Raw genomic sequence first — 23,559 nt, 5'->3', positions numbered from 1 at the left:
CTCCGATCGTTTGGTGCTGATCTTGAACGGGGGCGGCCCGTACATATCTATAGTCTGTTCCATGTTTTTGGCTCTATGGAAGGATTTAACGGGAATGAATATGACGAAGACGGCCATTCTGTTGGCGGGGCTGACGGCCCTGTTTCTGGCGGTTGGCTATCTGGTCGGTGGAACTGGAGGTATGTTCCTGGCGCTGGCCTTTGCCTGTGCCACCAATCTTTACGCCTATTGGAATGCGGACCAACTTGTCCTGCGCCTCTATCGTGCCCGTGAAGTCAGTGAACGGGAATCCCCCGGTTTTCATGGAATCGTCAAACAACTGGCCCGTCGTGCAGGCATCCCCATGCCGCGCGTTTATATCATCGACAACCCGCAGCCGAACGCTTTTGCGACGGGGCGTAATCCGCAGAATGCCGCCGTTGCGGCGACAACCGGCCTGTTGAAAATTCTGAACAGCAATGAGGTCGCGGGCGTTATGGCCCACGAACTGGCCCATGTGCGCAACCGTGATACGCTGACCATGACGATCACGGCGACCGTCGCCGGTGCGCTTGGTATGTTGGCCAACTGGGTGATGTTTGCCATGGCCTTTGGCGGCGGTAATCGCAACAATCCGCTGGGCCCGTTCGGGGCGCTGCTGGTTGCCCTGCTGGCGCCCGTCGCTGCGATGCTGGTGCAGATGGCAATCAGCCGGACCCGTGAGTATGAGGCGGACCGGATTGGCGCGGAAATCTGCGGCGACCCGATGTGGCTGGCGTCTGCACTGCAGAAACTGGACCAGGGCGCACGCGGGATTGATAACGCGGCAGCAGAAGAAAACCCGGCGACTGCACATATGTTCATCGTGAACCCGTTGCACGCGCGCAGCATGGACAGCCTGTTTTCGACCCATCCCAGTACGGCCAATCGTGTCGCCAAACTCAAGGAGATGGCCGGGATCGTGTCTCCCTGGGGGTGATTCCGCTTTTCTTATGCCGCCAAGCCCTGCATAACGGCGATTATGAACATGAAACCGACCCTTCAAGACCCGCGCAAGGTTGCCATGCACTTGCTGCGTTCCGTATTGGACGAGCGGCAGAGCCTGGACGAGGCCTGCGCCCGCAATCCATTCCTGGCTGTGCTGGAACCGCGCGACCGCTCTTTCGCCCGCTTGCTGGTGCTGAGCTGTTGCCGCCAGTTGCCGGTGATTGATGCGCTGATAGAGCAATGTCTGGACAAGCCAGTCAAAGGCGATGGCGGCAAGGTCCGCCATATCCTGCGCCTTGGCGTGACACAGTTGATCTGCCTCGGCACACCGCCGCATGCGGCGGTGGGCGCGACGGTGGCACTTGCGGCGGAAGACCGGAAGCTGGTCCGCTTCAAGGGATTGGTGAATGCTGTGTTGCGCCGGATCGACCGCGAAGGGGCGGCGATGATTGACGCGCTTGATATCGCGACGTTGCGTCACCGTGGTTGGCTCTGGAAAGGTTGGGCGGCGGCCTATGGCGAGGCGCGCGCAGCCGAAATCGTGCGGGCCAACGCCCAGGAAGCACCGCTGGACATTACGGTCAAAAGTGACCCGGAAGGCTGGGCGAAAACACTCGGGGCGGAGCTTCTGCCGACCGGTAGCCTGCGCCTGGCTCCGGGGGCGGCCGTCGATCAACTGCCCGGTTTCGATGAGGGTACGTGGTGGGTTCAGGACGCGGCGGCGGTCCTGCCCGTGCGGCTTCTGGGGGATGTGTCGGGCAAGCGCGTGATCGATATCTGCGCCGCGCCGGGCGGTAAGACCCTGCAACTGGCCGCTGCCGGGGCGAAAGTGACCGCATTGGACAAGTCCAACAAACGTCTCGACCGCCTGCGCGAGAACCTGAAGCGGACGGAATTGGAGGCCATGGTGGTGGCGGGAGACGCCCTGACATGGTCTGGCAAGCCTGCGGATGCTGTCCTGCTGGATGCACCTTGCAGCGCGACGGGAACGATCCGCCGTCATCCGGAACTGCCCTTCATCCGCAAGCCCGAGGATACGCAGGCTTTGACCGATCTGCAGGCCCGGTTACTGGACAGTGCCATGGATATGGTGATGCCGGGTGGTCTTGTGGTTTATGCGACCTGCTCCCTGCAGCCGGAGGAAGGGGAGGCGCAAATTCGCTCCCTTCTGTCTCGCCGGAGCGATGTGGAACTGGTGCCGGTAACCGAGGCGGATGTGCCCGGTCTGCCGGAGGCCGTTACTGCAGATGGTTTCCTGCGCTGTCTCCCCTGTTTCTGGGAAGAAAAGGGCGGCATGGACGGTTTCTTCGCGGCGCGTTTGAAACGGCTGTAAGCTGGGTTGGCCGTCCCTAGCGGCCTTTGCCTTCCCAGGCAACTTTCTTGCGATAGATGGTGGAGGGAGCCACGTCCAACAGCTTGGCTGCCTTTGGGATATTGCCGTCGCATTGCCTGATCGCGTTCTCTATTGCCTTCCGTTCCACCTGCCACAGCGGCAGGATTGTTGCCTCGCCTGAAGACGGCGTGGGGTCGGCCTGCCCGGATGCAGTGCCTGTGCGCCCGGTCAGATTGTCATAGGCGTGCGATGCCTGTGCCGTTGCGGCGGGCAATTCACCCGTTATTGCGGGTCGGCCTGGCGCTGTCTGATGAAGGACGCGGGGCATGGGCGTGGGGAGCATCTCTGCGGTCACCACCGTGCCGGTATTCAAGACCACCACATTGCGCAGGACATTCTGCAATTCACGCACGTTGCCGGGCCAGCTATAATTCAGGAAAATCTGTTCCACCTCGGCGGAAAACCCCTGGAAGCCTCGTCCTTCTTCCTCTGAAATTTCACGCAGCAGTTCACGCGCGATATGCAGCACATCATCGTCGCGTTCGCGCAGCGGCGGCATGGCAATCGGGATCACATGCAGCCGGTAATAGAGGTCTTCACGGAAGTTGCCCCGTTCCACCTCGCGCAGGACATCCCGGTTGGTGGCGCAGACAAACCGCACATCGACCTTTTCCGTCTTCGTTGCGCCCACTTTCTGGAAGGTGCCGGTCTGGATAAAGCGCAGAAGTTTGGTCTGCAGGTCCATCGGCATTTCACCGATCTCGTCCAGGAAAAGCGTGCCGCCATCAGCCGCCGTGGCTGCCCCGTCACGGTCTGAGGTCGCACCCGTGAAGGCCCCTTTCCGATGGCCGAAGATTTCCGATTCCATCAACTCTCGAGGGATCGCGCCACAGTTGATGGCAACGAAGGGGGCGGTGCTGCGTTCGCTCTGTTTGTGGATGGCCTGGGCACAGACTTCCTTACCGGTGCCGGATTCTCCCGTGATGAATACGGTGGCCTTGGAGTTGGCGGCGGATTCGATAATCCGATAGATTGCCTGCATGGCAAGGGACTTGCCGATGAAACCGGCATAGCTTTCGCGGGCCCCGGCCTGGATATCCATCACCATCTGGGACAGCTTCTGACGTTCCAGGGCGTTATTCACCGTAACCCTCAGGCGGTTCGCGTTGAAGGGTTTGACGATGAAATCATAGGCCCCCGTGCGCATGGCTTCCACGGCGATATTGACGGAACCGTGGGCGGTGATGACTACTACGGAACTTGGCAACTGGTTGGCCTGGATATATTTCAGGATTTCCAGCCCGTTCATATCCGGCAGTTCCAGGTCGAGCAGAACAACTGCGGGTGGGGTGTTCCGGATTACATCCAGACCTTCCGCGCCGGTGGTCGCACTGACGACCTGCACCGGCTCTTCGGCAAGATACTGCCGATACAGCATCGCCAGAGATGGGGTATCTTCAATGAGCAGAATAAGGGGGTCTTGGGACATCAACACTTTTACCTGCAGCCAACTCCCCTCAATTTATAGGAAGACGGGGTCTTTGCAAAATGCGAATCCAGTGTCGGGGCCAACAAAATAGAAAACGGCGCATCCCATAAGGGCTGCGCCGTTTTGAATTCCGGTTCGCTCGGCCGTCAGAAGGATGCTTTACAGGCCTTGTTGATTGCCTTGTGGGCCTTGGTGAAGCCGCTGAGCGAGTAGACGTCGCGCGTTTTGGTTCCGCGGGTGGATACGCCTTCCACAATCATATTCGTACCCCGGCGCATGGCCCCGACGATGGCTTTGTCTTTGTCCTTGAAGGAAAAGGCGGAAGAGCCGTGGGTGAACAGTTTGAATTTTTTCGAGCCGATGGTCAGTGTAACCTCGCTCTTGTCCTTGAGCGGATAGCCCATGTCAAAGCTGACTTCGTGGAAGCGCTTGGACGATGTGCGGTGGGTAACGAAGGCATACATCTCGCCACGCGGTTTGCCGCCTTCTTCATGCTTGGTCGGCTGCGACCACATATTACAGACCTTCGCACCGGCCTCCTTATAGGAATGCGCCTGCCATTTGTTGTAAAGGCCGAGGTCTACATTCGCGTCGTCTGCCTGGGCTGTGCCCGCAATCAGCGTTGCGGCGGCAACGGTAATCAGGCCCAGTGATTTCAGGGAGTAAGCGCGCTTGCCGGTCATGGTTTCGTCTGTCTCCTTGATCGTCTTGATTGCCCAAGGGGCTTCGCGTTTGGTTTAGCTTGTCGACTCACTTACCGGGGGATTATGGCAAAATCCGGACGGTATTTTCCAGTTTTCTGGGCGAGTTTTCGAAAATAACCAAATTTCCGAGCTACTTGTCTGTGGGTTTGGTACGGATGATTTGCGGACCGTGAACATGTTTTTCAAGGGGGGCTTTCGGTCCGCCCGACATGACCGGGCGGTCGGCCCAACGGCCCTTGCTGATGATCCGGTCGTAAAGAACGATGGCCCCGGCGACGCTTACATTAACGCAAAACTTGGTCGGAATCTTTACGATGAAGTCACAACGTTCCTGCATTGCAGGCGACAGGGACCCGCGCTCCGGACCCAGGACATAGGCGCAGCGGTCCGGATGTTTAAAGCTTGGCAGTTCGATAGAATCGTCCGTCAGCTCGATCCCGACCAGGCGGCATCCCTTCGGCAACACCATCTCATCAATGGAACCGAATTCGTATAAGGGCAGGTGGTTGGTGGAGGCGGAGGTATCCGTGGAATGAATTTCGCGCACATTGACGGCAGGGGCCACGGCAAAAACAAAGCTTGCGTCAAAGGCGTGTGCCGTGCGGAAAAGCGCACCGGCATTGCGGGGCTTGGAAATCCCTTCCACACCCAGGCCAAAAAATCCACGCATCGGGTCCAGTCCTTACTGTCTTACTGTATAGTCTCTAAATTGGTCGGTATAATCCGGTGCGGCAGAACTTGCATCCTTCCGCCCCGCAAGGCAAGTTTATTACTTCCGGTTAATAAACAATACTAAATCACCGCTTTTGAGGGACAACAGCAGTTATGTCGGATGCTGCGGAAACAAAAACGAAAATAACCATGGGAGAACCGGGGGCAAACCCGGTACTGATTGAGGTGACGCGCGGCCCGATCGTGGAAAGCCGCCATCGTGGTGCGGTGGCTGTTGTTGACAGCCGTGGCCAGGTCCAGGCGTCCTGGGGCGATATCAAGCAGGTGGTCTATCCCCGTTCTGCGATCAAGGCATTCCAGGCGCTGCCTCTGGTCGAGACCGGGGCGGCGGACGAATATGGTTTTACACCGGCGGAAATCGCGCTTGCCTGCGCGTCCCACAATGGTGAGGCTGTTCATGCGGAACTGGCAGGCGGGATGCTGGACAAATTGGGATTGTCCGAAGCCGATCTGGAATGTGGCGCGCATTGGTCCCTGAATGCGGAAGTGGCCCGGGAAATGGCGGCCAGCGGTGGCGTGCCGGACCAGCGGCACAACAACTGTTCGGGCAAGCATGTCGGCATGCTGGCGCTGGCGAAGAAGCTGGGCGCGCCTGTGAAAGGCTATGTGGATGTCACGCATCCGGTCCAACAGCGTATCCTCGGCACCATGGAGGCCATGTGCGGTGTAGAGTTGCGGGATGCACCGCGCGAAAAAGACGGTTGCTCCGTGCCGACCTGGGCCATGCCTCTGGAGAACATCGCCTATGGTTTTGCCCGTTTTGCGGCCCCCGGTGACCTGGCGGAAGCGCGCGCCGACGCCTGTCGTCGAATCGCCGAAGCCGTGGCCGAAAATCCGTATATGGTCGCGGGACGAGACCGCTATTGCACCGAGGTGATGGAAGTCCTTGGCCGTCGGGCCTTTGTCAAAACCGGCGCGGAAGGTGTCTTCTGCGTGGCCCTGCCTGACTATGGCCTGGGAGTTGCAGTCAAATGCGACGATGGGGCGACCCGCGCGGCAGAGGCCATGACGACGGCGGTCCTGCGCCAGATCGGGGTGATCGAGGATGCGGACTTAAAGAGGCTGGAGAAATATCTCGAAGTGCCGCTGCTGAACCGTCGTGCGTTTAAAATCGGGGTGATCCGTCCGGCATCATCCGAATTTTCCTTCTGATCCAATACCTGAATATCCAATCCTGAAAGCGGACCGTCGATGGCCAAAAAATCGGTAAAGCGCAAAGACCGCGTGCAAGCACAATATGAAGAACTGCCCTATCCGCATCGTGACCCGAAGGATGAGAAAAAGCGGCTTGTGACCGGTTCTCCCAGTCACTTGAGGGAGCTTCGCCATCACCTGTTCAAGGGGGCGTTACCCGCCGGGCGGCCCTTCAGGGTGCTTGTGGCCGGGGGCGGTACGGGGGATGCCCTAATTATGTTGGCGCAGCATCTGGCTGATGAAGGAGCCGACGCGGATATCCATTATATCGACCTGTCGTCGGCCTCGCGAAAGATCGCCGAAGAACGCGCCCGCCGACGCGGGCTGAATATTACCTTTCACAGCGGCTCATTGCTGGATGCAGCCAAATTGGGAGAATTCGACTATATCGACAGTTGCGGCGTGTTGCATCACCTCCCCAATCCGCAGGAAGGGTTCCGGGCGCTGAAGGGGGCCCTCACGCCCGAAGGTGGCATGGGTATTATGGTCTATGGCACCTTGGGCCGCACCGGTGTCTATCCCATGCAGGAGATGTTGCGGATGGTGGCGGCGGACGGTTCCGCCCAGTCGCGGATTGATACGGCGCGGTCGCTGTTGTCCGACTTGCCGGAAACCAACTGGCTGCGGCGCAATGCGCAGATTGAAGACCATAATGTTTCCGACGCCGCTCTGTTCGACCTGTTGCTGCATTCGCAGGACCGCTCCTATACCGTCCCTGAGCTGGCTCAGGAAGTGTCGGAGGCAGGCTTGAGGATCGTCAGCTTCATTGACCCGGCCTGTTACCGGCCGGAAAGCTATCTGCAGGATCAGGATATTCTGGCCCGGCTAAAAGATGCCGATCTGGTGGAACAGGCCCGGTTTGCGGAACTGCTGGCGGGGAATTTGAAAAAGCATATCGTCTATCTGACCCATGCGGACCGTGACGAGGAAACCGTTGCCTCCTGTACAAATGCGAAGGCCATTCCCGTCTATCGTGATGAGGTCACCCAGAGGAGCTTTCGGGCGATGCCGCCGGGCGCGCAGCCCCGGCTGGAGCTGGACGGCATCAAATTTCCGCTAACGCTCCCGCCACAGGCGGCGATGGTTTTGCGGGCAATTGACGGTCGCCGCAGCCTGGAACAGATCCATTCCATGATGCCCGGTTCGCCGGACTGGTTTCAGTTTTCAACTGTTTTTCAGCAGACATTCAACGGCCTGCACGGGTTCGGGAAGCTGTTCTTGAAACTGCCGTAGGCGCATTAGGCCTGATAATGATCCAATAGGAAACGCGGCGCCCGGGATGGTGGGCGCCGCGTTTTCTGTCAGGGAAGGCGGGTCGGGGGGACCCGCCTTGAACTAGCCGAAACATATAGGGGTATGTTCAATTCGTCCGAGGGAAGACGAAGTTTCCGGCTAAATCAGGCGTTATGCACGCCAGAAAGGTTTACGGGCCTCAACGATAGCGTCGGCGCGGGTCATGCCCAGGTCGTGCAGCAGGCGATCGTCCAGTTCCATCAGGTGATGGCGCTGTGCGTTGCGGGACTGCCAAACGGTCACCAGTTCGAATGCTTTGTCGGCCAGGCTGTTCAGGCCGTCTACCGCGTCGCTGATCGCGCGGACCAGCAGTTCGCTGGTGGAGGTCATAACGCTGACGAAGGGAGCTTCGTAATGCATATCCATCTTGGTCGCCATGATTCTTCTCCTAATCAAAATCTTTATGTAATTTTGTTTCTTTTGGTTTCTGCGATCTGCCCGCGAAACCGTTTTGTTCGTCTGTCTGGCGCTTAAATAGGGACTTTTTGCACTGCACACAATGGACAAATTTTCATTTACCGGATAAGATATTTTTATCCGAAATTCACATAATTTTCACAAATCAAATCGCGAGAACCTGTTCCATGTCCCGTCGTTTGCCGCCTTTGAATACATTGCGCGCTTTTGAGGCCGCGGCCCGGCATTTGTCCTTCACCCGTGCTGCGGATGAATTATTCGTGACCCAGGCCGCCATCAGTCACCAGATCAAGACACTGGAAACCGCCTTGGGGGTTCAGTTGTTCAAGCGCCTGAACCGGGCATTGATGCTGACGGAGGAAGGGCAGGTCTTCCTGCCTGCGGTGCGGGACGCCCTGCGCACCCTGATGGCGGGCGTGGACAAGCTGAGGGAGCAGGAGACAAGCGGTGCGCTGACTGTGAGTGTGATGCCGTCTTTTGCCGCCTCCTGGCTGGTGCCCAGGCTGGGCAAGTTCCACAGCACCTATCCCGATATCGACCTGCGGATTTCGGCATCTTTTGAGCCGGTTGATTTCGACCGCGATACGGTGGATGTGGCGATCCGCTGGGGGCGTGGGAATTATCCGGGGCTGGCCTCGGTCCGCTTCATGACGGAGGACATCTTTCCGGTCTGCAGTCCGAAACTTCTGGAGGATTCGGAACATCCGCTGAAAGAGCCGGGTGACCTGAAATATCACACATTGCTGCATGATGAGATGGAGACGGACTGGCGGACATGGCTGATCGCGGCGAATGTGAAGGGCGTGGACCCCAATCGCGGCGTCAGCTTTAACTTTTCCGATATGGTGCTGCAGGCTGCTGTCGACGGGCAGGGGGTGGCGCTGGGGCGCAGCTTCCTGGCACGCGATGCCCTGCAGATGGGGTTGCTGGTGCGGCCTTTCGACCTGTCGCTGCCGGGGGAATTCGCCTATCACTTCGTTTGCCCGGAACAGTCTTTCGACCGTCCGAAGGTGAAGGTCTTCCGGGACTGGCTGTTCAATGAGGCGGCGGCGGCAGAAGCGGCCTAGGCCACATTCAGCAGGCGATCCAGCTCGTTCATGTCATTAAACACCAGGCTCGCCCCTGCGGCGCGCAGCTTGTCTGCCTGATCCTCTCCAAGGTGGGAGGCTGCGGTATAACCAAAGACCGTGATCCCGGCGGCGCGGGCGGCGGTGACGCCGGTGACGCTGTCTTCAATGACGACGGCATGTTCAGCGGTGGCCCCCATTCGTTCCAACGCATGTAAATGGAGGTCCGGTGCGGGTTTGGGCTTGCCCACAAGGGATGCATGATAAATACGGTCCGGCCCGAAATGATCGAACAGGCCGACGGTGCGAAGTGAGCGGTGAAGCCGCGCCATGCCGCTGTTGGAACAAACACATTTAGGCAAGGTGAGCCTGCTGACAGCGTCCAGAACACCGGGAAGGGCGTTCAGTTCATTATCGAATAAGGACGTGGCCCGCTCCTCGATTTGCTGTGGCGTGTCGTCGGGCAGTTCATAGCCCGTTTCCTCAGAGATCAGATTGCGAAGCGCCCGGTCGGTCAGTCCGGCATGCGCGGCGATATCCTCTGTCCCGTAGGGCAGTCCGTGATCGGCAAGGAACTGAACCCAGACCTTGGTTGAAAGGGCCTCGCTGTCTACCAGAACACCGTCGCAGTCAAAAATCACCAGATCGAATTTACTCATTACACAGCCTTTAAACCGATTGTTTGTTGCGCTTTTCCACGGCCAGGAAGATCACCCGCTGTGTCTCCTCCCACAGCCCCAGAAAGCCGACTTCGTCCAGGGGAAACCATTGGGCATCCACGGCGTCGTCTCCGGCGACAGGGGTGCCATCCAGCCATTCGGCCCAGAAATCGACCAGGGTATATTGGAATTCGATCTCACCGTCGGGCAGGGCATGGATGGAATCGACCACGTCCAGCAATTGCGGGTCGGTGATCTCCACCGATGTTTCTTCACGGACCTCACGGCGGGCGGTATGGCGGATCGGTTCCGCCAGTTCCTGGCGGCCGCCGGGCAGGCTCCATTTGCCTTTCTCCGGGGCCTTGCCGCGTTTGATCAGCAGGACATGGTCGTCTTTCAGGACGACGACACCGACACCGATCACCGGCCGCATCATGGGTGTGCCCATAGGAAGGTCCTTCCGACAAAAAAACGGGGCGGTGTGCCCGCCCCGTCAATGGAATAAGGCTTGATACCGGTGTTAGTACATATGCTGTCCGCCGTTGATCGACAAGGTCGAACCGGTAATGAAGCCGCCTTCGTCTGCGACCAGAAACAACACGCCGCGTGCGATTTCATCGGCCCGGCCCAACCGTCCAACCGGAACCTTGGCGACGATTTTCTCCAGCACATTCGCGGGTACGGCGCGGACCATATCCGTGTCGATATAGCCCGGTGCGATGGCATTGACCGTGATGCCTTTGGCGGCACCTTCCTGCGCCAGGGCCTTGGTGAAACCGTGAATGCCGGACTTGGCGGCGGCATAGTTTACCTGGCCGTATTGACCGGCCTGACCGTTGATGGACCCGATATTGACGATCCGGCCAAAGCTGCGTTCCCGCATGCCTTCGATGACGTTCCGGCACATGTTGAAGCAGGATCCCAGGTTGGTGTCGATCACCTTCTGCCAGTCTTCCGGGCTCATCCTGTGAATTGTGCCGTCGCGGGTGATGCCCGCATTGTTAACCAAAACTTCCACCGGCCCGAGTTCTGTTTCGATCGCCTCGATGCCGCTCGCACAGGACTGAAAGTCGGAGACGTCGAACTTGAAGACGCTGATACCGGTTTCCGCCTTGAACTGATTGGCGGCTTCGTCGTTACCGCCATAGTTGGCTGCAACTTTGTAACCGGCCTCTTTCAAGGCAATGGAAATGGCTGCGCCGATACCGCGTGTACCACCGGTGACTACTGCTACTCTACCCATAGGAACGGACTCCCTTTGAACTGTGTTGCCAAGGACTAACCCGCGGCTTTGTTACCGTTTTTCTAGTTTATTATTTTTTTAAACATAAACCACAAGTTGTAGTCTAGTTCTTTAGGAAACAACCTATATGAAAACACGGAATCAGTTCCGAGAACAACAGATTAAAGTCCTGCGTCAGTTTTTGGACAGTGTTGTAACGGCAGGGACATAACCGGCATTGTGGCGGCGGGGCCTGACCGGAGTCAGGCCGCCATCTTGCGGATTTCGCGTTCCAGTTCGATCAGCTCGTCACGCTCGAAGGACAGGTCTTCGACCATTTCGTCGTCTTCGGTCTTGGCCAGCAGCCCCTTGATTTCGGTGATGACCTTGTTCAACTCTCCGGCGACCAGCAGACATTCTTCCTTGCTGACGTCGTCACAGATAACTTCCTGATCCATCATCAAATCCGCGAAGGCATCCGGGTCCTGTTTCGACAGGTCCACAAGCTGCGCATCCAGATCGACCCAGATGTCTTCCCAACCGTTGTAAAGGGCTTTCAGGGCATCTGACTTCTCGGTTTTAACACTGTCTTCCAGGCGCACCATCAGGCGCACAAACTGCCAAACGGCAAAGCGAATTTCTTGCATGGGATCTCCTGTCATCAGATTGCGTCCAGATAGCACGCGATTCCGGCTGTTGTCGTAAATCTTTCACCAAAGCGACCGCCATCTGTCACGCGGTCCTGATAAAGCATGAACGATTAGGAGTAAACCGGAGGGTGCCATGTCCGCATCATTGACCACACGTTCCGATTTTCTGGATCCTTTGTCGCGCTGCGTCGAAGAGGCTTATGACGCCATTATACCCGAAGCATCCGATGTTGCGGAAATCGTCGACATCGTTGCCCGCGCGGTGGACTGCCTGACAGGCCCTGTGTTGCGCGGGGCGGCATCAGGCAAGCCCAGTGTTGTTACAGTACCGGATCAGCGCACAGCAGCGATTTTCCGTCTCGCCCTGTCGCAGACCAGTGAAAAACGTCCGACAGATGCACTGGTTGAAATCGTGGTTCAACCCAAAGGGGCCGGCCGTGCGTGAGTGGAATTCGAAAGAGGTGGTGAAAGCCGCCTGGGAGCCGGTGGAGCCTGTCGATTGGGCCGCCCTGGCCTTTGACGATTTGGACTTGCCGTTGAAAGGTCTATTCCGGGGCAGGCCATTGCCGCGCCGGATGCGGCGTCCTAAAGTGGCGACCAGTTCAGTATCTGGTAGTAGCTTTGGGCGGAGACCCGGTCAATTATGGGCCAAGTGCGCAACATCCTTTTCATCATGGCGGACCAACTGCGCTGGGATTATCTTGGCTGCTACGGGCACCCGTCGTTAAAAACGCCTAATATAGATGCGTTGGCGGACCGCGGGGTCCGTTTCACCAACGCCTATGCACAGTCGGCGATTTGCGGTCCCAGCCGTATGTCCTTTTATACGGGCCGCTATGTTACCTCTCATGGTTCAACCTGGAATCAGGTACCCTTAAGTGTCGGCGAATGGACGCTGGGTGATTACCTGCGCCCGCTCGGCCTGCATGTGGCGCTGACGGGCAAGACTCATATGGCCTCGGATCAGGCGGGTATGAAACGCCTGGGGCTGGACCCGAATTCGCCCGATGGCGTGCTGGTCAGCCAGTGCGGTTTCGATGCACAGCCGCGCGATGATGGTCTTCACCCCGATCAGTCGGTGAACCCGGACCTTGCCTATAATGACTATCTGCGCAGGCAGGGCTATGACGGGGATAACCCCTGGCATGACTGGGCGAATGCCGCTCAAGGCCCGGATGGGGAAATTCTGTCCGGCTGGTATATGCGCAACGCCGCCTATCCGGCGCGGGTGAAGGCGGAGGACGCCGAAACGCCCTGGATGACCAGCCAGGCTATTGATTATATCCGCCGTCAGGGCGAATCACCCTGGTGCCTGCACCTCAGCTATATCAAGCCGCACTGGCCCTATATGGCACCTGAACCCTACTTCAGCATGTTCGGGACAGAGGATGTCTTGCCTGCAAACCGCATTGATGCGGAAAAGAAGGGGCCCCATCCGGTGGTCGGGGCCTTTATGAAACATGCGGAAGGACAAAACTTTGCCCGGGAGGAAGTCCGCGAAACCGTGATCCCCGCCTATATGGCGCTGATCAAGCAGCTGGATGACGAGATCGGCCGCCTGATGGGCGAGCTGGAGGCGATGGGGCGTCTCGACGATACGCTGATCGTGTTCACCTCAGACCACGGGGATTATCTCGGCGATCACTGGCTTGGCGAAAAAGAGCTGTTCCATGATTGCTCCGTCAAACTGCCCATGATTGTCAGTCACCCGGAAGGACGCAAAGGGGCGGTCGACGATCATCCGGTCGAGGCGATTGACCTGATTCCAACCTTCATTGATGCCGTTGGCGGCAAGGTTCCCTCTCACCGTCTGGAAGGACGGTCATTGATGCCGCTCCTCAAGGGGGAGGCCGTTCGGGACTGGCGGGAGATGGCGATTGCCGAGCTGGATTACAGCCATCGCGGCGCGCGGCTGACGCTGGGCCTTGGCGTCAACGACTGCCATGGTTGGATGCTGCGCGATGCGCGCTGGAAATACATTTACTACCAGGGCTTCCGTCCTCAGTTGTTTGACCTGGAACGCGATCCGGACGAGTTGCACGACCTGGCGGACGATCCGGGCGTATCCGATGTCCTTGCGGGGTTCAAGGAAGCGTTGTTTGACTGGCTGGCTGCGGGCCGCAATGTGCGGGCCAATCTGTCTGACGAAGATGTGGAGGCCCGCACCGATACCTGGCAGAAAAAAGGTGTGATCTTCGGTGAGTGGTGATCAGGCCGCCGGCAGTTTGACCACGAAGCGGGCCCCTTTCGGATCTCCGTTTGCGTGTCGGCGGTTTTCCGCGCGAATCGTGCCGTTATGGGCCTCGATGATCTGTTTGGAAATCGCCAGCCCAAGCCCGGAATGGGTGCCGAATTTCTCCGCTTCGGGACGTTCGGTATAGAAGCGGTCGAATATGGCTTCCAGCTTGTTGTCTGGAATGCCGGGGCCGTCGTCTTCTACAACCGCATTGATGATATTGCCCTCACGCCATACCCGGATGGTGATGCGGCCGTCTTTCGGTGAGAAGGTGACCGCATTCCCTACCAGATTGCGGAACACCTGTACCAGCCGGTCACCGATACCATTGACGAGGAAGGGACCGTCGCCCAGGCAGTCCAGGTGGATCGAAGGAATGCCGCGATCTTCCGCGGTTGCATTATGCATGTCGATCAATGCGCCAATCAGGTCCACAACGCTGACTTCCGCCGTATCGGCGCGGGAGAGTTCCGCATCCAGTCGGGATGCATCGGAAATATCCGTGATCAACCGGTCGAGACGCAAAACATCGTCCTGAATGATACGCAGCAGTTTTTCCCGTTGTTTCTCGTCCTTGACGCGGGCGACGGTTTCAACCGCACTGCGCAGGCTGGTCAGCGGGTTCTTGATCTCGTGAGAAACGTCGGCGGCAAAGCTTTCAATGGCGGTAAGGCGTGCACGTAGCGCATTGGTCATTTCCCTGAGCGCACCGGACAGATCGCCGATCTCATCCTTACGGGCGGAGAAGTCCGGGATTTGTTCGTCGGTTTTACCGACCGTGTGGCGGACGCGCTCTGCAGCCTCGGCAAGTTTATGCACCGGCCGTGCGATTGTTCCGGCCAGGTAAAGCGACATCAGCGTTGTAATGACCAGCGCACCTGCAAAAACGAACAGGATGTTGAGGCGAACCTCCCGCATGGCGGCCTCGATCTCATTGCCTTCCTTGGAAAGCAGCAGCGCCCCGATGACCTGGTAATAGCGTTGGACCGGAAGGGCCACCGACAGGATCAGCTTGCCGTTCCGGCGCTGGCGCACGACGCCGGCAATATCACCGCGCAAGGCCCGGGTGACTTCGGGGAAGTCGGCAGCCGTCTGGCCGTTACGGTCCTGATAGACCGGATGGGCATGGTCTTCCATCATGGCGGTGACGCCCGCCATCATGTCCAGGATGGTGGAAAGCAGCTTCGATTCTTCGCTGATTTCCGGCAGGCTTTCGATGGTGACCTCATTCCCGAATCCGCCAAGCCTGCGGCTGTCGGCGGCCAGGCTGCCATCGCCCAGGAACAGGCGTGCGCGGACGCGGGACGGGTTGGACAGACGGCGGACGATGTGGCGCGCCGGAACCAGGCTGAGCACTTCCTGGCCGTTGTCCAGGATGCTGATCGCACCTTCCCCCAAAGCCCCTGAAAAAATTTCCCCATGGGTGCGCAGGGCTTCCATTTCCTGGGCAATCAACTGATCGCGGTAGGGGCCAAGATACAGCATGCCCGCCACGGGAATGGCCAGGGCAACAAAGTTCACCGCAAGGATCTTGCGCGTGAGCGGCGACAGTAAACGCCGGTGGCGCTTGGGTGCCTGCGGCGCGGTCTTGCCGGTCTGTGGGGACTGGTCCGGGGTATCCATCAGCTCTGCCGGTTTGGGTTATGCAGCTTCGGAATAGCGATAGCCCACACCGTAGAGTGTTTCAATCTGGGAAAATTCCTTGTCCAGAACCCGGAACTTTTTGCGCAGGCGTTTGATGTGGCTGTCGATCGTCCGGTCATCCACATAAATATTCTCGCCATAGGCTGCATCCATAAGCTGGTCACGGTTCTTCACATGGCCGGGGCGCTGTGCCAGGGCTTTCAGGATCAGGAATTCCGTCACCGTGAGCTGAACCACCTGGCCCTTCCAGGTGCAGACATGACGGTCGGAATCCAAAATCAGCTCGCCACGGGTCATGACGCCGCCGTTTTTGCTGGGCTCGTTATTGGCATCGGCCTCGGCGCGGCGCAGCAACGCACGGATACGCTCAATCAGCAGGCGTTGGGAAAACGGCTTTTTGATATAGTCGTCCGCCCCCATGCGCAGGCCAAGCAGTTCATCAACCTCGTCATCTTTCGATGTCAGGAAGATAACCGGCAGATGATTGGTCTTGCGCAGGCGCTGCAGCAGTTCCATGCCATCCATGCGCGGCATTTTGATATCCAGAACGGCCAGATCCACATTGCTCGTGTTCAGGCCTGCAAGGGCGGTTTCACCATCGGTGTAGGTCGTGACCTCAAACCCTTCGGCTTCCAGTGCCATGGAGACCGACGTCAGGATATTGCGGTCATCGTCCACCAATGCAATTTTGTTCTTCATAATAATCTAACCCCCTCAAGCGGTTATAAGAAAGCCGCCCGCAAATTCAGAACCATTTTAAGATTTCACACACCGTCACACAATCTAAATGCTCTGTGGCAGAATTGGGGCATCTGCGGGGCTTTACAATGGCTTGGCGACAGGTGTCGGAAATGATGGGGGGATTGCGGCAAAAGGATATGGCATCTCGTCGCAGGGCTTCGCGCACGCCTTGTGTTGTCTTACTCTGGCCATTATGTGTTGTTTCTACTCATCCGGAATAGTCAGCAACGGGAAATTTCCATGAAACGTGCATTTTCGGCCCCCGTATTGATCGGCGCCCTGGCGACCCTGGCAGCCATTGGACTGGTTGCAATCGTTGTGGTGCAGCAATTGCGGTCAAACGACGCACAAAACGCTGGCCTTGCGATGCCGGATGTTAAAATCGGTGGGCCTTTCAGCCTGATTGATTCCGATGGCAAGGCTGTCACGGAAGCCGACTTCAAAGGAAAGTACCGGCTGATGTATTTCGGTTACAGCTTCTGCCCGGATGTCTGCCCGACGGACCTGCAAATCGTCGGCAATGCGATGCTTGATCTGGAAGACATGGACCCGGACGGGGCATCGAAGGTTGTACCGATGTTCATTTCCGTCGACCCCAAACGCGACAAGCCGGACATGCTGAAGGATTTTGTGGCCAACTTCCATCCGCGCATGGTTGGGCTGACAGGCAGCGAGAAGCAAGTCGCTGAGGTAGCCAAGGCATTTCGCGTCTACTACAAGCTGAACGAGCCGGATGAGGATGGAAACTATCTGGTGGATCATTCGGCCTTCATCTATTTCATGGGGCCGGACGGGGAATATCTCACCATGTTCAAACATGGCGAAGCCTCCAAGAAAGTTGCCGACACAATCGAAAACCTGATTTCCGGCTGACGCTTAGAGGGGCCCGATGTGGCTCCATCCCGAATAAGCCATATAGCAGCCAATCAGACCGATCAGGCCCGCGGACAGGAAAGGTGCGCGGGCCATTATTTCGTCCAGCTTGTCCGTTTTTGTCCTGGCATAGCGCAGGCCGATTGCGGCGACTACACCAGCGCTGACCAGCGTGATGGCAAGGCCGATGCTGAAGGCCGAAACCAGACCAACGCCCAACCAGAACTGGTTGGTATGCAGGCATAGGATCAGAACGGTAATCGCGGCCGGGCAGGGGATCAGCCCGCCGGTCAGGCCAAAGGCGATGGTCTGACCTGTCGTTGCCCGGGTGGTCTGGCCGAACCGCCCCTCGATCTCGCGGGCATGTGCCAGGGCATGGGCGTCGCCTGGCGGGTGGCTGTGATCATGTGAGTGGTGATGCCCGTGGTCATGGTGGTGATGGCTGTCTTTGTGGGAGGCGGTGTTTTTACGCCAGACCTGCCATGTTCGGGCAAATACCCAGAGGGCAACCAGAATGATAATGCCGCCGGATGTCATCACGAACCAGGGTTCCAGCGTCTCACCAATCAACTGCTGGCCATAATAGAGGGCGACAAGGCCCAGAATCCAGACAATGACGCTATGCGAGACGGTGGCGGCGAGGCCCAGTTGGACCGCCTGGGTGATTGTCCCTTTAACGGCGATGATAAAGGCCGCCATCATGGTTTTGGAGTGGCCGGGCTCGAGACCGTGCAGGGCACCGATGGCAAGCGCCAGAAAGAGCATCAGGACGGGGGAGGCGGTTCCGTCCTTCATCAACGCGACGATATCCATTCAGGACATCCTTCCGTTCAGAGGTATTTCGAAATTTCCTTAAACTCGTTCAGGACATCCTTGGGTTTTCGTCCGTCCATGACGGCCTGTTCCAGGCAATGGTCGATATGATCGTGGATGAGCGTCTGTTTCGCTTTTGCGACCGCTGCCTCCACGGCATGCAGTTGCTGGGCGATATCCACACAGGCGCGTTCGCCTTCCATCATCGCGATGATCTTTCGCAAATGACCCTCGGCCCGTTTCAGGCGGTTGGTCACGTCGGTATGAGAGCTGTGTATCATAGTAATATCCTATCCCCCTGGAGGGGATGAGTCGAGTCATCTCAGAGAGAGGATGGACAGACTGTCGGCTTATGGCCGCGCGTCTAAGGGGCTAGCTGGCGATTGCGTGGCGGCAACTGGTTTTGGCTTCCGGTTCGCCAATGACACCGTCATCGAGGCGCAATGTCCGCGTAGCGATCCTGCGCCGGAAATGCGGGTCATGGGAGATGACAATCATGGCCTGCGGCAGGTTCTGCAGAATTTCCACAAGGCGTTCCGTCGTCGGTTCATCCAGGGCATTGGTCGGCTCGTCCAGAAGCAATACGTCCGGTTCCATGGCGAGGACGGTCGCCAGCGAGACAAGGCGTTTCTCGCCACCGGACAGTTTATGGGTGATCCGGTCGCGGAAGTTGGTGAGATGCAACTGGTCCAGCACTTTCTCCACGATAGCAAGCGCTTCCTCTTTGCTTTTGCCCAGGTTCAGGGGACCAAAGGCGATATCTTCCGCCACGGTCGGACAGAAAAGCTGGTCGTCGGGGTCCTGAAAGACCAATCCCGTGCGGCGGCGGACCTCGTGAAAGTCTTTTTCCGTCATACGGATCTGTCCGAAGGCGGTCACCTGTCCGGCCTGCGGCCTGATCAGGCCCATCATGACATGGAACAGTGTGCTTTTTCCCGCCCCGTTATGTCCGGTCAGGCACAACCGTTCCCCGTCAAACAACTGCAGGTCCACACCGTTCAGCACCGCGGGCCGTCCGGCATAGGCGTAATGAATGTCGGCAAGATCAAAGAAGGGTGCCATTGGAAAACTCCACGAAGAACAGGGCGACCAGCAGGGCGCCGACAATAAGGGCGAAAACCAGATCATCGCGGCGATACTGCATGTCGTCCAGAAGGTGCAGGCGGCCATTGAACCCCCGGCATTTCATGGCCTGGAGGATGCGTTCAGAACGTTCCAGCGCGCGAACCAGCAGCATGCCCAGCAGATACCCGATGGAACGATAGGTATGCCGATTGTTTCCCGGCCGGAAGTTGCGGGCCTTCATGGCAACGCGCAGACGCCGGTATTCGTCGTTCAGGACCTCGATATAGCGCACGGTGAACAACATCAGGTGGACCAGGGTGTCCGGCACGCGCAGGTGGCTGAGCGCGTGGCCGAGCGCCACGGATTCCATCGTCCCGACCAGCGTCATCAGGGCCAGGATCACCGCGTTGGCTTTCAGGCCGATTTCACAGGCCCGCAGAATACCTTCCCAGGAGGCCGGGAAGCCTGCCAGGGTGAAGGCTATTTCGCCAGGCGTCGTAAAGGGAAGCAGGACCAGCATGAAGATGATGAAACCGTCCATCATCAACATGCGCCTCAGCGTGCGCCCGACAGGCATCCGGGCTGTCCCCATGGTAAGTAATGAGGCAAGGAGGGCGAGAATGAGCGCGGGGAAGCTTTGCAGGGAAACCACGGCAACAGCGAACAGGCAGGCTGCAATGATCCGGGCCCTCGGGTCCAGGTCGTGAATTGCAGACTGGCCCCCGGTAATGGGTTTGGGGCTGTTGCCGATCCGTGCCTTTTCCTCCGCGCTCAGGATATGGTTCACGTATTTGCTTTCTTTGCCTGCCGCCGTGCGGCGATATAAAAACCAAATCCGAAAATCCCGACGATATAGCCGATACCGCCCAGGATCGACTGCATATCGTTTTTCTCCTTATAGGCGGCGATTTCCCGGCGCAGCGGTTTTACTTCCCGGCGCACCGCATCCTCGACGAGGCGTTTGAAATCTTTCAGGTTACCGGTTGTCGGGGCCTGCTCCGGCGATTCTACCTCTGCCGCCTGGACCGCAGACACGATGGAGGGACCACCGGCCAGGTCTTCCGGCAGGTCGGCGATCTCCATACGGTATTGCGCAACATGCCCGGCACCCAGATTGGCCTTGAAGATATGGACCACCTTCTCTTTGGGGGTAAAATCGAAGATACCGTCAGCATCCGTCCTGGTTTCCCCAAGCTTCCGGTCGCTGTCGTCGAAGACCTCGACCAAGGCACCGGCTGCCATGTCGCCGTTGGAGAAACCGATTTCGCCTTCAATCTTTTGACCCTCTGCATAGGCAGAGGCGATGACTTTATGGGCAGCCGCCGGTGTTGCGGCAACAAGACCGGCGGCGAGCACTGACATGAGAATTGTTTTGCGGATCATGTGATGTCCCTCCTAGGCGGCCTTGAAGACGTCGAACAGTTCCGGTTTCACCCGGCGGATCAGGAAGACGGCTGCCGCTGACAGAAACGCCTCGATCGCCATGATCGGAATATGGGCAAAGAAAACCGTTTTCGCGGGGAGCAGGAATTCATCCCCCGATGCCGCCAGTGAGAGGGCAACGAATACTGTTGTCAGGGCGATGGCGAGCGCCCCGGCGACACCGCCCCAGATGGCGGCTGTGCGGGGATTGTCGGCCATGACGCCCCGGCGGCAAAGATATCCGCAGATGACGGCGGGCAGGGCGATATTGATTGTGTTTATGCCAAGGACCGTCAGCCCGCCGAAACCGAAGAACACGGCCTGCAGCAGCAGGCCGACGAACAAGGCCGGAAAGGCGGCCCACCCCAGCACAATACCGGCAAGCCCGTTCATGATCAGGTGGACGCTGGACGGGCCGATCGGTACATGGACCAAAGAGGCGACAAAGAAGGTCGCACTCAGGACCCCGGCAGTCGGAATCTGCTCCATGGAAAGCTTTTTCAGGCCAATTGCGATGCCGCCCGCGGCGAGGACGCCGCCGGTAACGACAACCTCTGTTGTTAATGCTCCGTCGACAATATGCATCTGTTTACCCCTTCCCTGCACCTACTGGATATCGTAGGCGCGAACCCACAGGACGGCATCCTGGGACATCTTCTTGCCCTCATGCTCTTTCTCCGGGCCGCTGCCAAGGGCGGCAAAGCCCCAGAAACCTGCTTTCGGGATGCCAAAGGTGAAATAGCCGTTGGCGTCGGTGATCGCCACGACCGCGCCGCCGGGCATGGGGACGGCCTTTGGCAGGCCTGCCTTGTTTTCCGTCATGACGGGTTCAGCCGCCATATATTCGATTTCAATCTCCGCACCGGCAACCGGCGCGCCGTTGGCAAGAACCCGACCGCTGAAGGTGGACCCGGCGAGGATATTCGTCGGCTTGTTCATGGGCACGATTTCGGTCGGCAGGCCGACCGGTTCCATCCAGTCCGTCGGCAGGCCGCCTTTGTTCACAAAGCTTTTGGTGATCTGCTGGATAAAGATATCTTCGCTTTGTTCGAGATACGGCGCGGGTTTGACGACCAGGATGTAATCGCCGCTGCGTTTGATTTTTACGTCCGCTTCATAGGCGGCGGCCTCGTTTTCCGCGCCCTTGAAGGTGATTGGCTTCAAGCTGTCCAGCAGGTCGGTTTTTTTGCCTTTGTGGACGTAGAAAAATTCTTCCGGTTGGCCCATATCCATGGCGTGACCGTTTTCAAACGGATGCCAGAAGATCAGCTTGAACGGCACGGTGCCGGGCCGGGCGAGGTTGACCTCGGGCGTGTAGATGAGTTGGAAATGTGCGCTGGCAGGTGTCGCGATGAGGGCGGCGGCCATAGTGAGGCCCGCAATCACAGCTTTATGAAACAATTCGTGTCTCCCAATATATCAAATACGACCCGTTTATCGGGCGTGACTAAAGGAGACGCGGGGGACATGGCGGCTTGGAAAACGATAGGGCTGGCCTGCTGTCTTCCGCGACGCAGACGCTCACCCCGGCGTCCGGACGAAACATGTGATTTCCTCTTTCGGGGCAATCACAGGACAACGGCAGGTCTCCTGGCTCGCGGAGGTTGTCTCATCCCGCCTTCCCAAGCAGTTCGCTCAGTGGCTTTGAGGGGATGCACTCCGGTTACAGTTGCGGGGGCAGCCACGGATTCGGTCCCTGTTGGGTACGCCTCACCGTGTTCCCTTTTAAGCCCCACGTCACGATCGGACGCAGGGTCACCGTTGCCTTGCATGTATCAAGCTTTTTAAGCCGCCGCAACAAGTTCCGTTGACGCAGAGGAAAACGTTGCAATGTGGTGGGGCATTCGCGTTTTGCGGGAGTGTAGGGTTATCTGGGGGCCCAGACAAATTCAATCCGGTTGCCACCCGGTTCGGTGATCATCATATGGATTTTCTGGCTGCCGCCTGATGGTTCGGGGGAGAATTCGATCATCGCCCCGACCCAGCCCGCGATCCGCTCGTGCAGGCGTTGCAGGGTGGCAAGACTGTCGACCTTCAGGGCAAGGTGATGCAGGCCGATATTGTTCCGGCGGTCGAAATAGACGCAGTCATCGGCATCCCGCACCTGCCACAGGGTGATTTTTATATGGCCGTCGCTGACGAAGACGGCGGGATAATCGGGCTTTTCCCCGATCATTTCCCAGCCGAGGCAATTGACGAAGAAATCCACGGACTGATTGAGGTCGCGAACGGTCAGTCCCACATGGTCGACGCCTTGCGTCAGCGGGGCCGTCAATCGATCCGGACCATAATCAGTCATGCAGCAAATCCTATTCTTCTTCGTCGTCACCGGTGGGCAGGGCAAGCCAAATGCGGATCAGTTCCGCCAGGGCATGTCCCAGAAACTGAAGCAGTTCCGTCGCCTGTGTTGCATTGAAACGTTGCGGGTCGCGGCTGCCGAACGCCAGGAGGGCGGCGGGCGTGTTCGGGGCGATATTCAACCGCACCAGGGCCTGCGATTCGATCAGGGGGGCTGCACCACCGAAGATTTCGGGGCTGCCGTTGATTTCGCCGCGAAGATCGACGGGATGTTCTTCAGGCACGAGCGCATCAACCGTTCCGGGCGAGACACTGCGCAATCCGTCGATCTCAAGGCCGAGGCCGTCTTCCGCCTCGATGCAGAGGGCGGCAACGTCCAGGTTCAAATAAACCGCGAGGTCTGTTGTGACTGTCTCGATCAGTTCCTCGAAGGAGGCGGCAGCCAGCAGCCCCAGCACGCATTCGTGAATCTGTGTCTGCGAGGTGAGATTGTCGCGGCTGTTGTCGATCAGCAGTTGGGCAAGGTCTTCGGTCTTGCTGACCTGTTCGCGCAGGTAGTCGATCATCGCCTGCTGCAGGTCAGTGATGCCGTCGCCCAGTTCACGGGCGGGCGGCGTCAGGGTACGGAAGAGGTCCGCATGGCGAACCAGAAAGTCTGGGTGGGCGCGCAGGTAGGCCTTTACCTGCGCGTCCGTCAAATCTTCGGGAAAGCCCTGTTCGGCGTTTCCTTGGTTCATCGTC

The 23,559-nt window shown here is 58.3% G+C and carries 27 protein-coding genes and 1 riboswitch; of the genes, 8 read left to right on the top strand and 19 right to left on the bottom strand.

Annotation, left to right across the window (positions count from 1 at the left end):
• Positions 1-94: 94 nt before the first annotated feature.
• On the top strand, positions 95-958 hold the full coding sequence (gene htpX / locus IF205_RS20040; protein WP_259781130.1) for a zinc metalloprotease HtpX: 864 nt from the start codon (positions 95-97) through the stop codon (positions 956-958).
• 48 nt (positions 959-1,006) lie between these two features.
• Positions 1,007-2,299, top strand: coding sequence for a 16S rRNA (cytosine(967)-C(5))-methyltransferase RsmB (gene rsmB / locus IF205_RS20035; RefSeq protein ID WP_259781129.1), 1,293 nt, complete (start codon positions 1,007-1,009; stop codon positions 2,297-2,299).
• Positions 2,300-2,315: 16 nt separating this feature from the next.
• On the opposite strand, the gene IF205_RS20030 is transcribed toward rsmB, so the two are convergent.
• The 3 genes from IF205_RS20030 to IF205_RS20020 form a co-directional block, all read right to left on the bottom strand.
• Positions 2,316-3,788 carry a sigma-54-dependent transcriptional regulator gene (locus tag IF205_RS20030; RefSeq protein WP_259781128.1) on the bottom strand — a complete coding sequence of 491 codons (1,473 nt, stop codon included), beginning with the start codon at positions 3,786-3,788 and terminating at the stop codon, positions 2,316-2,318.
• Positions 3,789-3,934: 146 nt separating this feature from the next.
• Positions 3,935-4,471, bottom strand: coding sequence for an invasion associated locus B family protein (locus IF205_RS20025; RefSeq protein ID WP_259781127.1), 537 nt, complete (start codon positions 4,469-4,471; stop codon positions 3,935-3,937).
• A 151-nt stretch (positions 4,472-4,622) separates the two neighbouring features.
• Positions 4,623-5,162, bottom strand: a complete 540-nt coding sequence (locus IF205_RS20020; protein ID WP_259781126.1) for an RNA methyltransferase — start codon at positions 5,160-5,162, stop codon at positions 4,623-4,625.
• Positions 5,163-5,317: 155 nt separating this feature from the next.
• Here IF205_RS20020 and IF205_RS20015 point away from each other — a divergent pair, with 155 nt between their 5' ends.
• Positions 5,318-6,376: an asparaginase gene (locus IF205_RS20015; RefSeq protein ID WP_259781125.1), complete on the top strand. Its 1,059-nt coding sequence runs from the start codon at positions 5,318-5,320 to the stop codon at positions 6,374-6,376.
• Between the two features lie 39 nt (positions 6,377-6,415).
• Positions 6,416-7,651, top strand: a complete 1,236-nt coding sequence (locus IF205_RS20010; protein WP_259781124.1) for a class I SAM-dependent methyltransferase — start codon at positions 6,416-6,418, stop codon at positions 7,649-7,651.
• A 171-nt stretch (positions 7,652-7,822) separates the two neighbouring features.
• Here IF205_RS20010 and IF205_RS20005 read toward each other — a convergent pair whose 3' ends face one another.
• Positions 7,823-8,089, bottom strand: a complete 267-nt coding sequence (locus IF205_RS20005; RefSeq protein WP_259781123.1) for a DUF1127 domain-containing protein — start codon at positions 8,087-8,089, stop codon at positions 7,823-7,825.
• 206 nt (positions 8,090-8,295) lie between these two features.
• On the opposite strand from IF205_RS20005, the gene IF205_RS20000 reads away from it, so the two are divergent.
• Complete coding sequence (locus tag IF205_RS20000) at positions 8,296-9,195, top strand: transcriptional regulator GcvA (protein WP_259781122.1); 900 nt, start codon at positions 8,296-8,298, stop codon at positions 9,193-9,195.
• On the opposite strand, the gene IF205_RS19995 is transcribed toward IF205_RS20000, so the two are convergent.
• From IF205_RS19995 to IF205_RS19980, 4 genes are all read right to left on the bottom strand, one after another.
• The gene (locus IF205_RS19995) at positions 9,192-9,854 is read right to left on the bottom strand and encodes an HAD family hydrolase (RefSeq protein WP_259781121.1); all 663 of its coding nucleotides are present in this window, start codon (positions 9,852-9,854) and stop codon (positions 9,192-9,194) included. The genes IF205_RS20000 and IF205_RS19995 overlap by 4 nt on opposite strands.
• A 10-nt stretch (positions 9,855-9,864) precedes the next feature.
• Complete coding sequence (locus IF205_RS19990) at positions 9,865-10,302, bottom strand: NUDIX hydrolase (protein ID WP_259781120.1); 438 nt, start codon at positions 10,300-10,302, stop codon at positions 9,865-9,867.
• A gap of 72 nt (positions 10,303-10,374) precedes the next feature.
• Entirely contained in the window at positions 10,375-11,097 is a 723-nt protein-coding gene (gene phbB / locus IF205_RS19985; RefSeq protein ID WP_259781119.1) for an acetoacetyl-CoA reductase, read from the bottom strand.
• Between the two features lie 242 nt (positions 11,098-11,339).
• Positions 11,340-11,723, bottom strand: a complete 384-nt coding sequence (locus IF205_RS19980; RefSeq protein WP_259781118.1) for a hypothetical protein — start codon at positions 11,721-11,723, stop codon at positions 11,340-11,342.
• Positions 11,724-11,859: 136 nt separating this feature from the next.
• On the opposite strand from IF205_RS19980, the gene IF205_RS19975 reads away from it, so the two are divergent.
• Positions 11,860-12,171, top strand: a complete 312-nt coding sequence (locus IF205_RS19975) for a hypothetical protein (protein WP_259781117.1) — start codon at positions 11,860-11,862, stop codon at positions 12,169-12,171.
• A gap of 198 nt (positions 12,172-12,369) precedes the next feature.
• On the top strand, positions 12,370-13,935 hold the full coding sequence (locus tag IF205_RS19970) for a sulfatase-like hydrolase/transferase (RefSeq protein WP_259781116.1): 1,566 nt from the start codon (positions 12,370-12,372) through the stop codon (positions 13,933-13,935).
• Here IF205_RS19970 and IF205_RS19965 read toward each other — a convergent pair whose 3' ends face one another.
• Positions 13,936-15,585 carry a sensor histidine kinase gene (locus IF205_RS19965; RefSeq protein WP_259781115.1) on the bottom strand — a complete coding sequence of 550 codons (1,650 nt, stop codon included), beginning with the start codon at positions 15,583-15,585 and terminating at the stop codon, positions 13,936-13,938.
• Positions 15,586-15,603: 18 nt separating this feature from the next.
• The gene (locus tag IF205_RS19960; protein WP_259781114.1) at positions 15,604-16,305 is read right to left on the bottom strand and encodes a response regulator transcription factor; all 702 of its coding nucleotides are present in this window, start codon (positions 16,303-16,305) and stop codon (positions 15,604-15,606) included.
• 282 nt (positions 16,306-16,587) lie between these two features.
• Between IF205_RS19960 and IF205_RS19955 the strand changes: the two genes are divergently transcribed.
• Entirely contained in the window at positions 16,588-17,220 is a 633-nt protein-coding gene (locus IF205_RS19955) for an SCO family protein (RefSeq protein ID WP_259781113.1), read from the top strand.
• A gap of 3 nt (positions 17,221-17,223) precedes the next feature.
• On the opposite strand, the gene IF205_RS19950 is transcribed toward IF205_RS19955, so the two are convergent.
• The 9 genes from IF205_RS19950 to IF205_RS19910 form a co-directional block, all read right to left on the bottom strand.
• Positions 17,224-18,033 carry a nickel/cobalt efflux transporter gene (locus tag IF205_RS19950; protein WP_259781112.1) on the bottom strand — a complete coding sequence of 270 codons (810 nt, stop codon included), beginning with the start codon at positions 18,031-18,033 and terminating at the stop codon, positions 17,224-17,226.
• Positions 18,034-18,050: 17 nt separating this feature from the next.
• Positions 18,051-18,314, bottom strand: a complete 264-nt coding sequence (locus tag IF205_RS19945) for a metal-sensing transcriptional repressor (RefSeq protein WP_259781111.1) — start codon at positions 18,312-18,314, stop codon at positions 18,051-18,053.
• Between the two features lie 91 nt (positions 18,315-18,405).
• Positions 18,406-19,095, bottom strand: a complete 690-nt coding sequence (locus tag IF205_RS19940) for an energy-coupling factor ABC transporter ATP-binding protein (protein WP_259781110.1) — start codon at positions 19,093-19,095, stop codon at positions 18,406-18,408.
• Entirely contained in the window at positions 19,079-19,885 is an 807-nt protein-coding gene (cbiQ, locus tag IF205_RS19935; protein ID WP_259781109.1) for a cobalt ECF transporter T component CbiQ, read from the bottom strand. Before cbiQ ends, IF205_RS19940 begins: the two co-directional genes overlap by 17 nt.
• A complete protein-coding gene (locus IF205_RS19930) occupies positions 19,882-20,481 on the bottom strand; it encodes a NikL family nickel/cobalt ECF transporter subunit (protein WP_259781108.1) in 600 nt (199 codons plus the stop codon). The genes cbiQ and IF205_RS19930 overlap by 4 nt, the downstream gene beginning before the upstream one ends.
• Positions 20,482-20,493: 12 nt before the next feature.
• Positions 20,494-21,105 carry a cobalt transporter CbiM gene (gene cbiM / locus IF205_RS19925; protein ID WP_259781107.1) on the bottom strand — a complete coding sequence of 204 codons (612 nt, stop codon included), beginning with the start codon at positions 21,103-21,105 and terminating at the stop codon, positions 20,494-20,496.
• 21 nt (positions 21,106-21,126) lie between these two features.
• On the bottom strand, positions 21,127-21,921 hold the full coding sequence (locus IF205_RS19920; RefSeq protein WP_259781106.1) for a DUF4198 domain-containing protein: 795 nt from the start codon (positions 21,919-21,921) through the stop codon (positions 21,127-21,129).
• 162 nt (positions 21,922-22,083) lie between these two features.
• Positions 22,084-22,298: riboswitch (cobalamin riboswitch) on the bottom strand.
• Positions 22,299-22,387: 89 nt separating this feature from the next.
• Positions 22,388-22,819: a VOC family protein gene (locus IF205_RS19915; RefSeq protein WP_259781105.1), complete on the bottom strand. Its 432-nt coding sequence runs from the start codon at positions 22,817-22,819 to the stop codon at positions 22,388-22,390.
• A gap of 10 nt (positions 22,820-22,829) precedes the next feature.
• Positions 22,830-23,555, bottom strand: a complete 726-nt coding sequence (locus tag IF205_RS19910; protein WP_259781104.1) for a DUF484 family protein — start codon at positions 23,553-23,555, stop codon at positions 22,830-22,832.
• Positions 23,556-23,559: the final 4 nt, after the last annotated feature.

The organism is Aestuariispira ectoiniformans, assembly GCF_025136295.1.
Taxonomy (GTDB): domain Bacteria; phylum Pseudomonadota; class Alphaproteobacteria; order UBA8366; family Aestuariispiraceae; genus Aestuariispira_A; species Aestuariispira_A ectoiniformans.
This window is presented reverse-complemented; position numbering and strand designations above follow the sequence as displayed.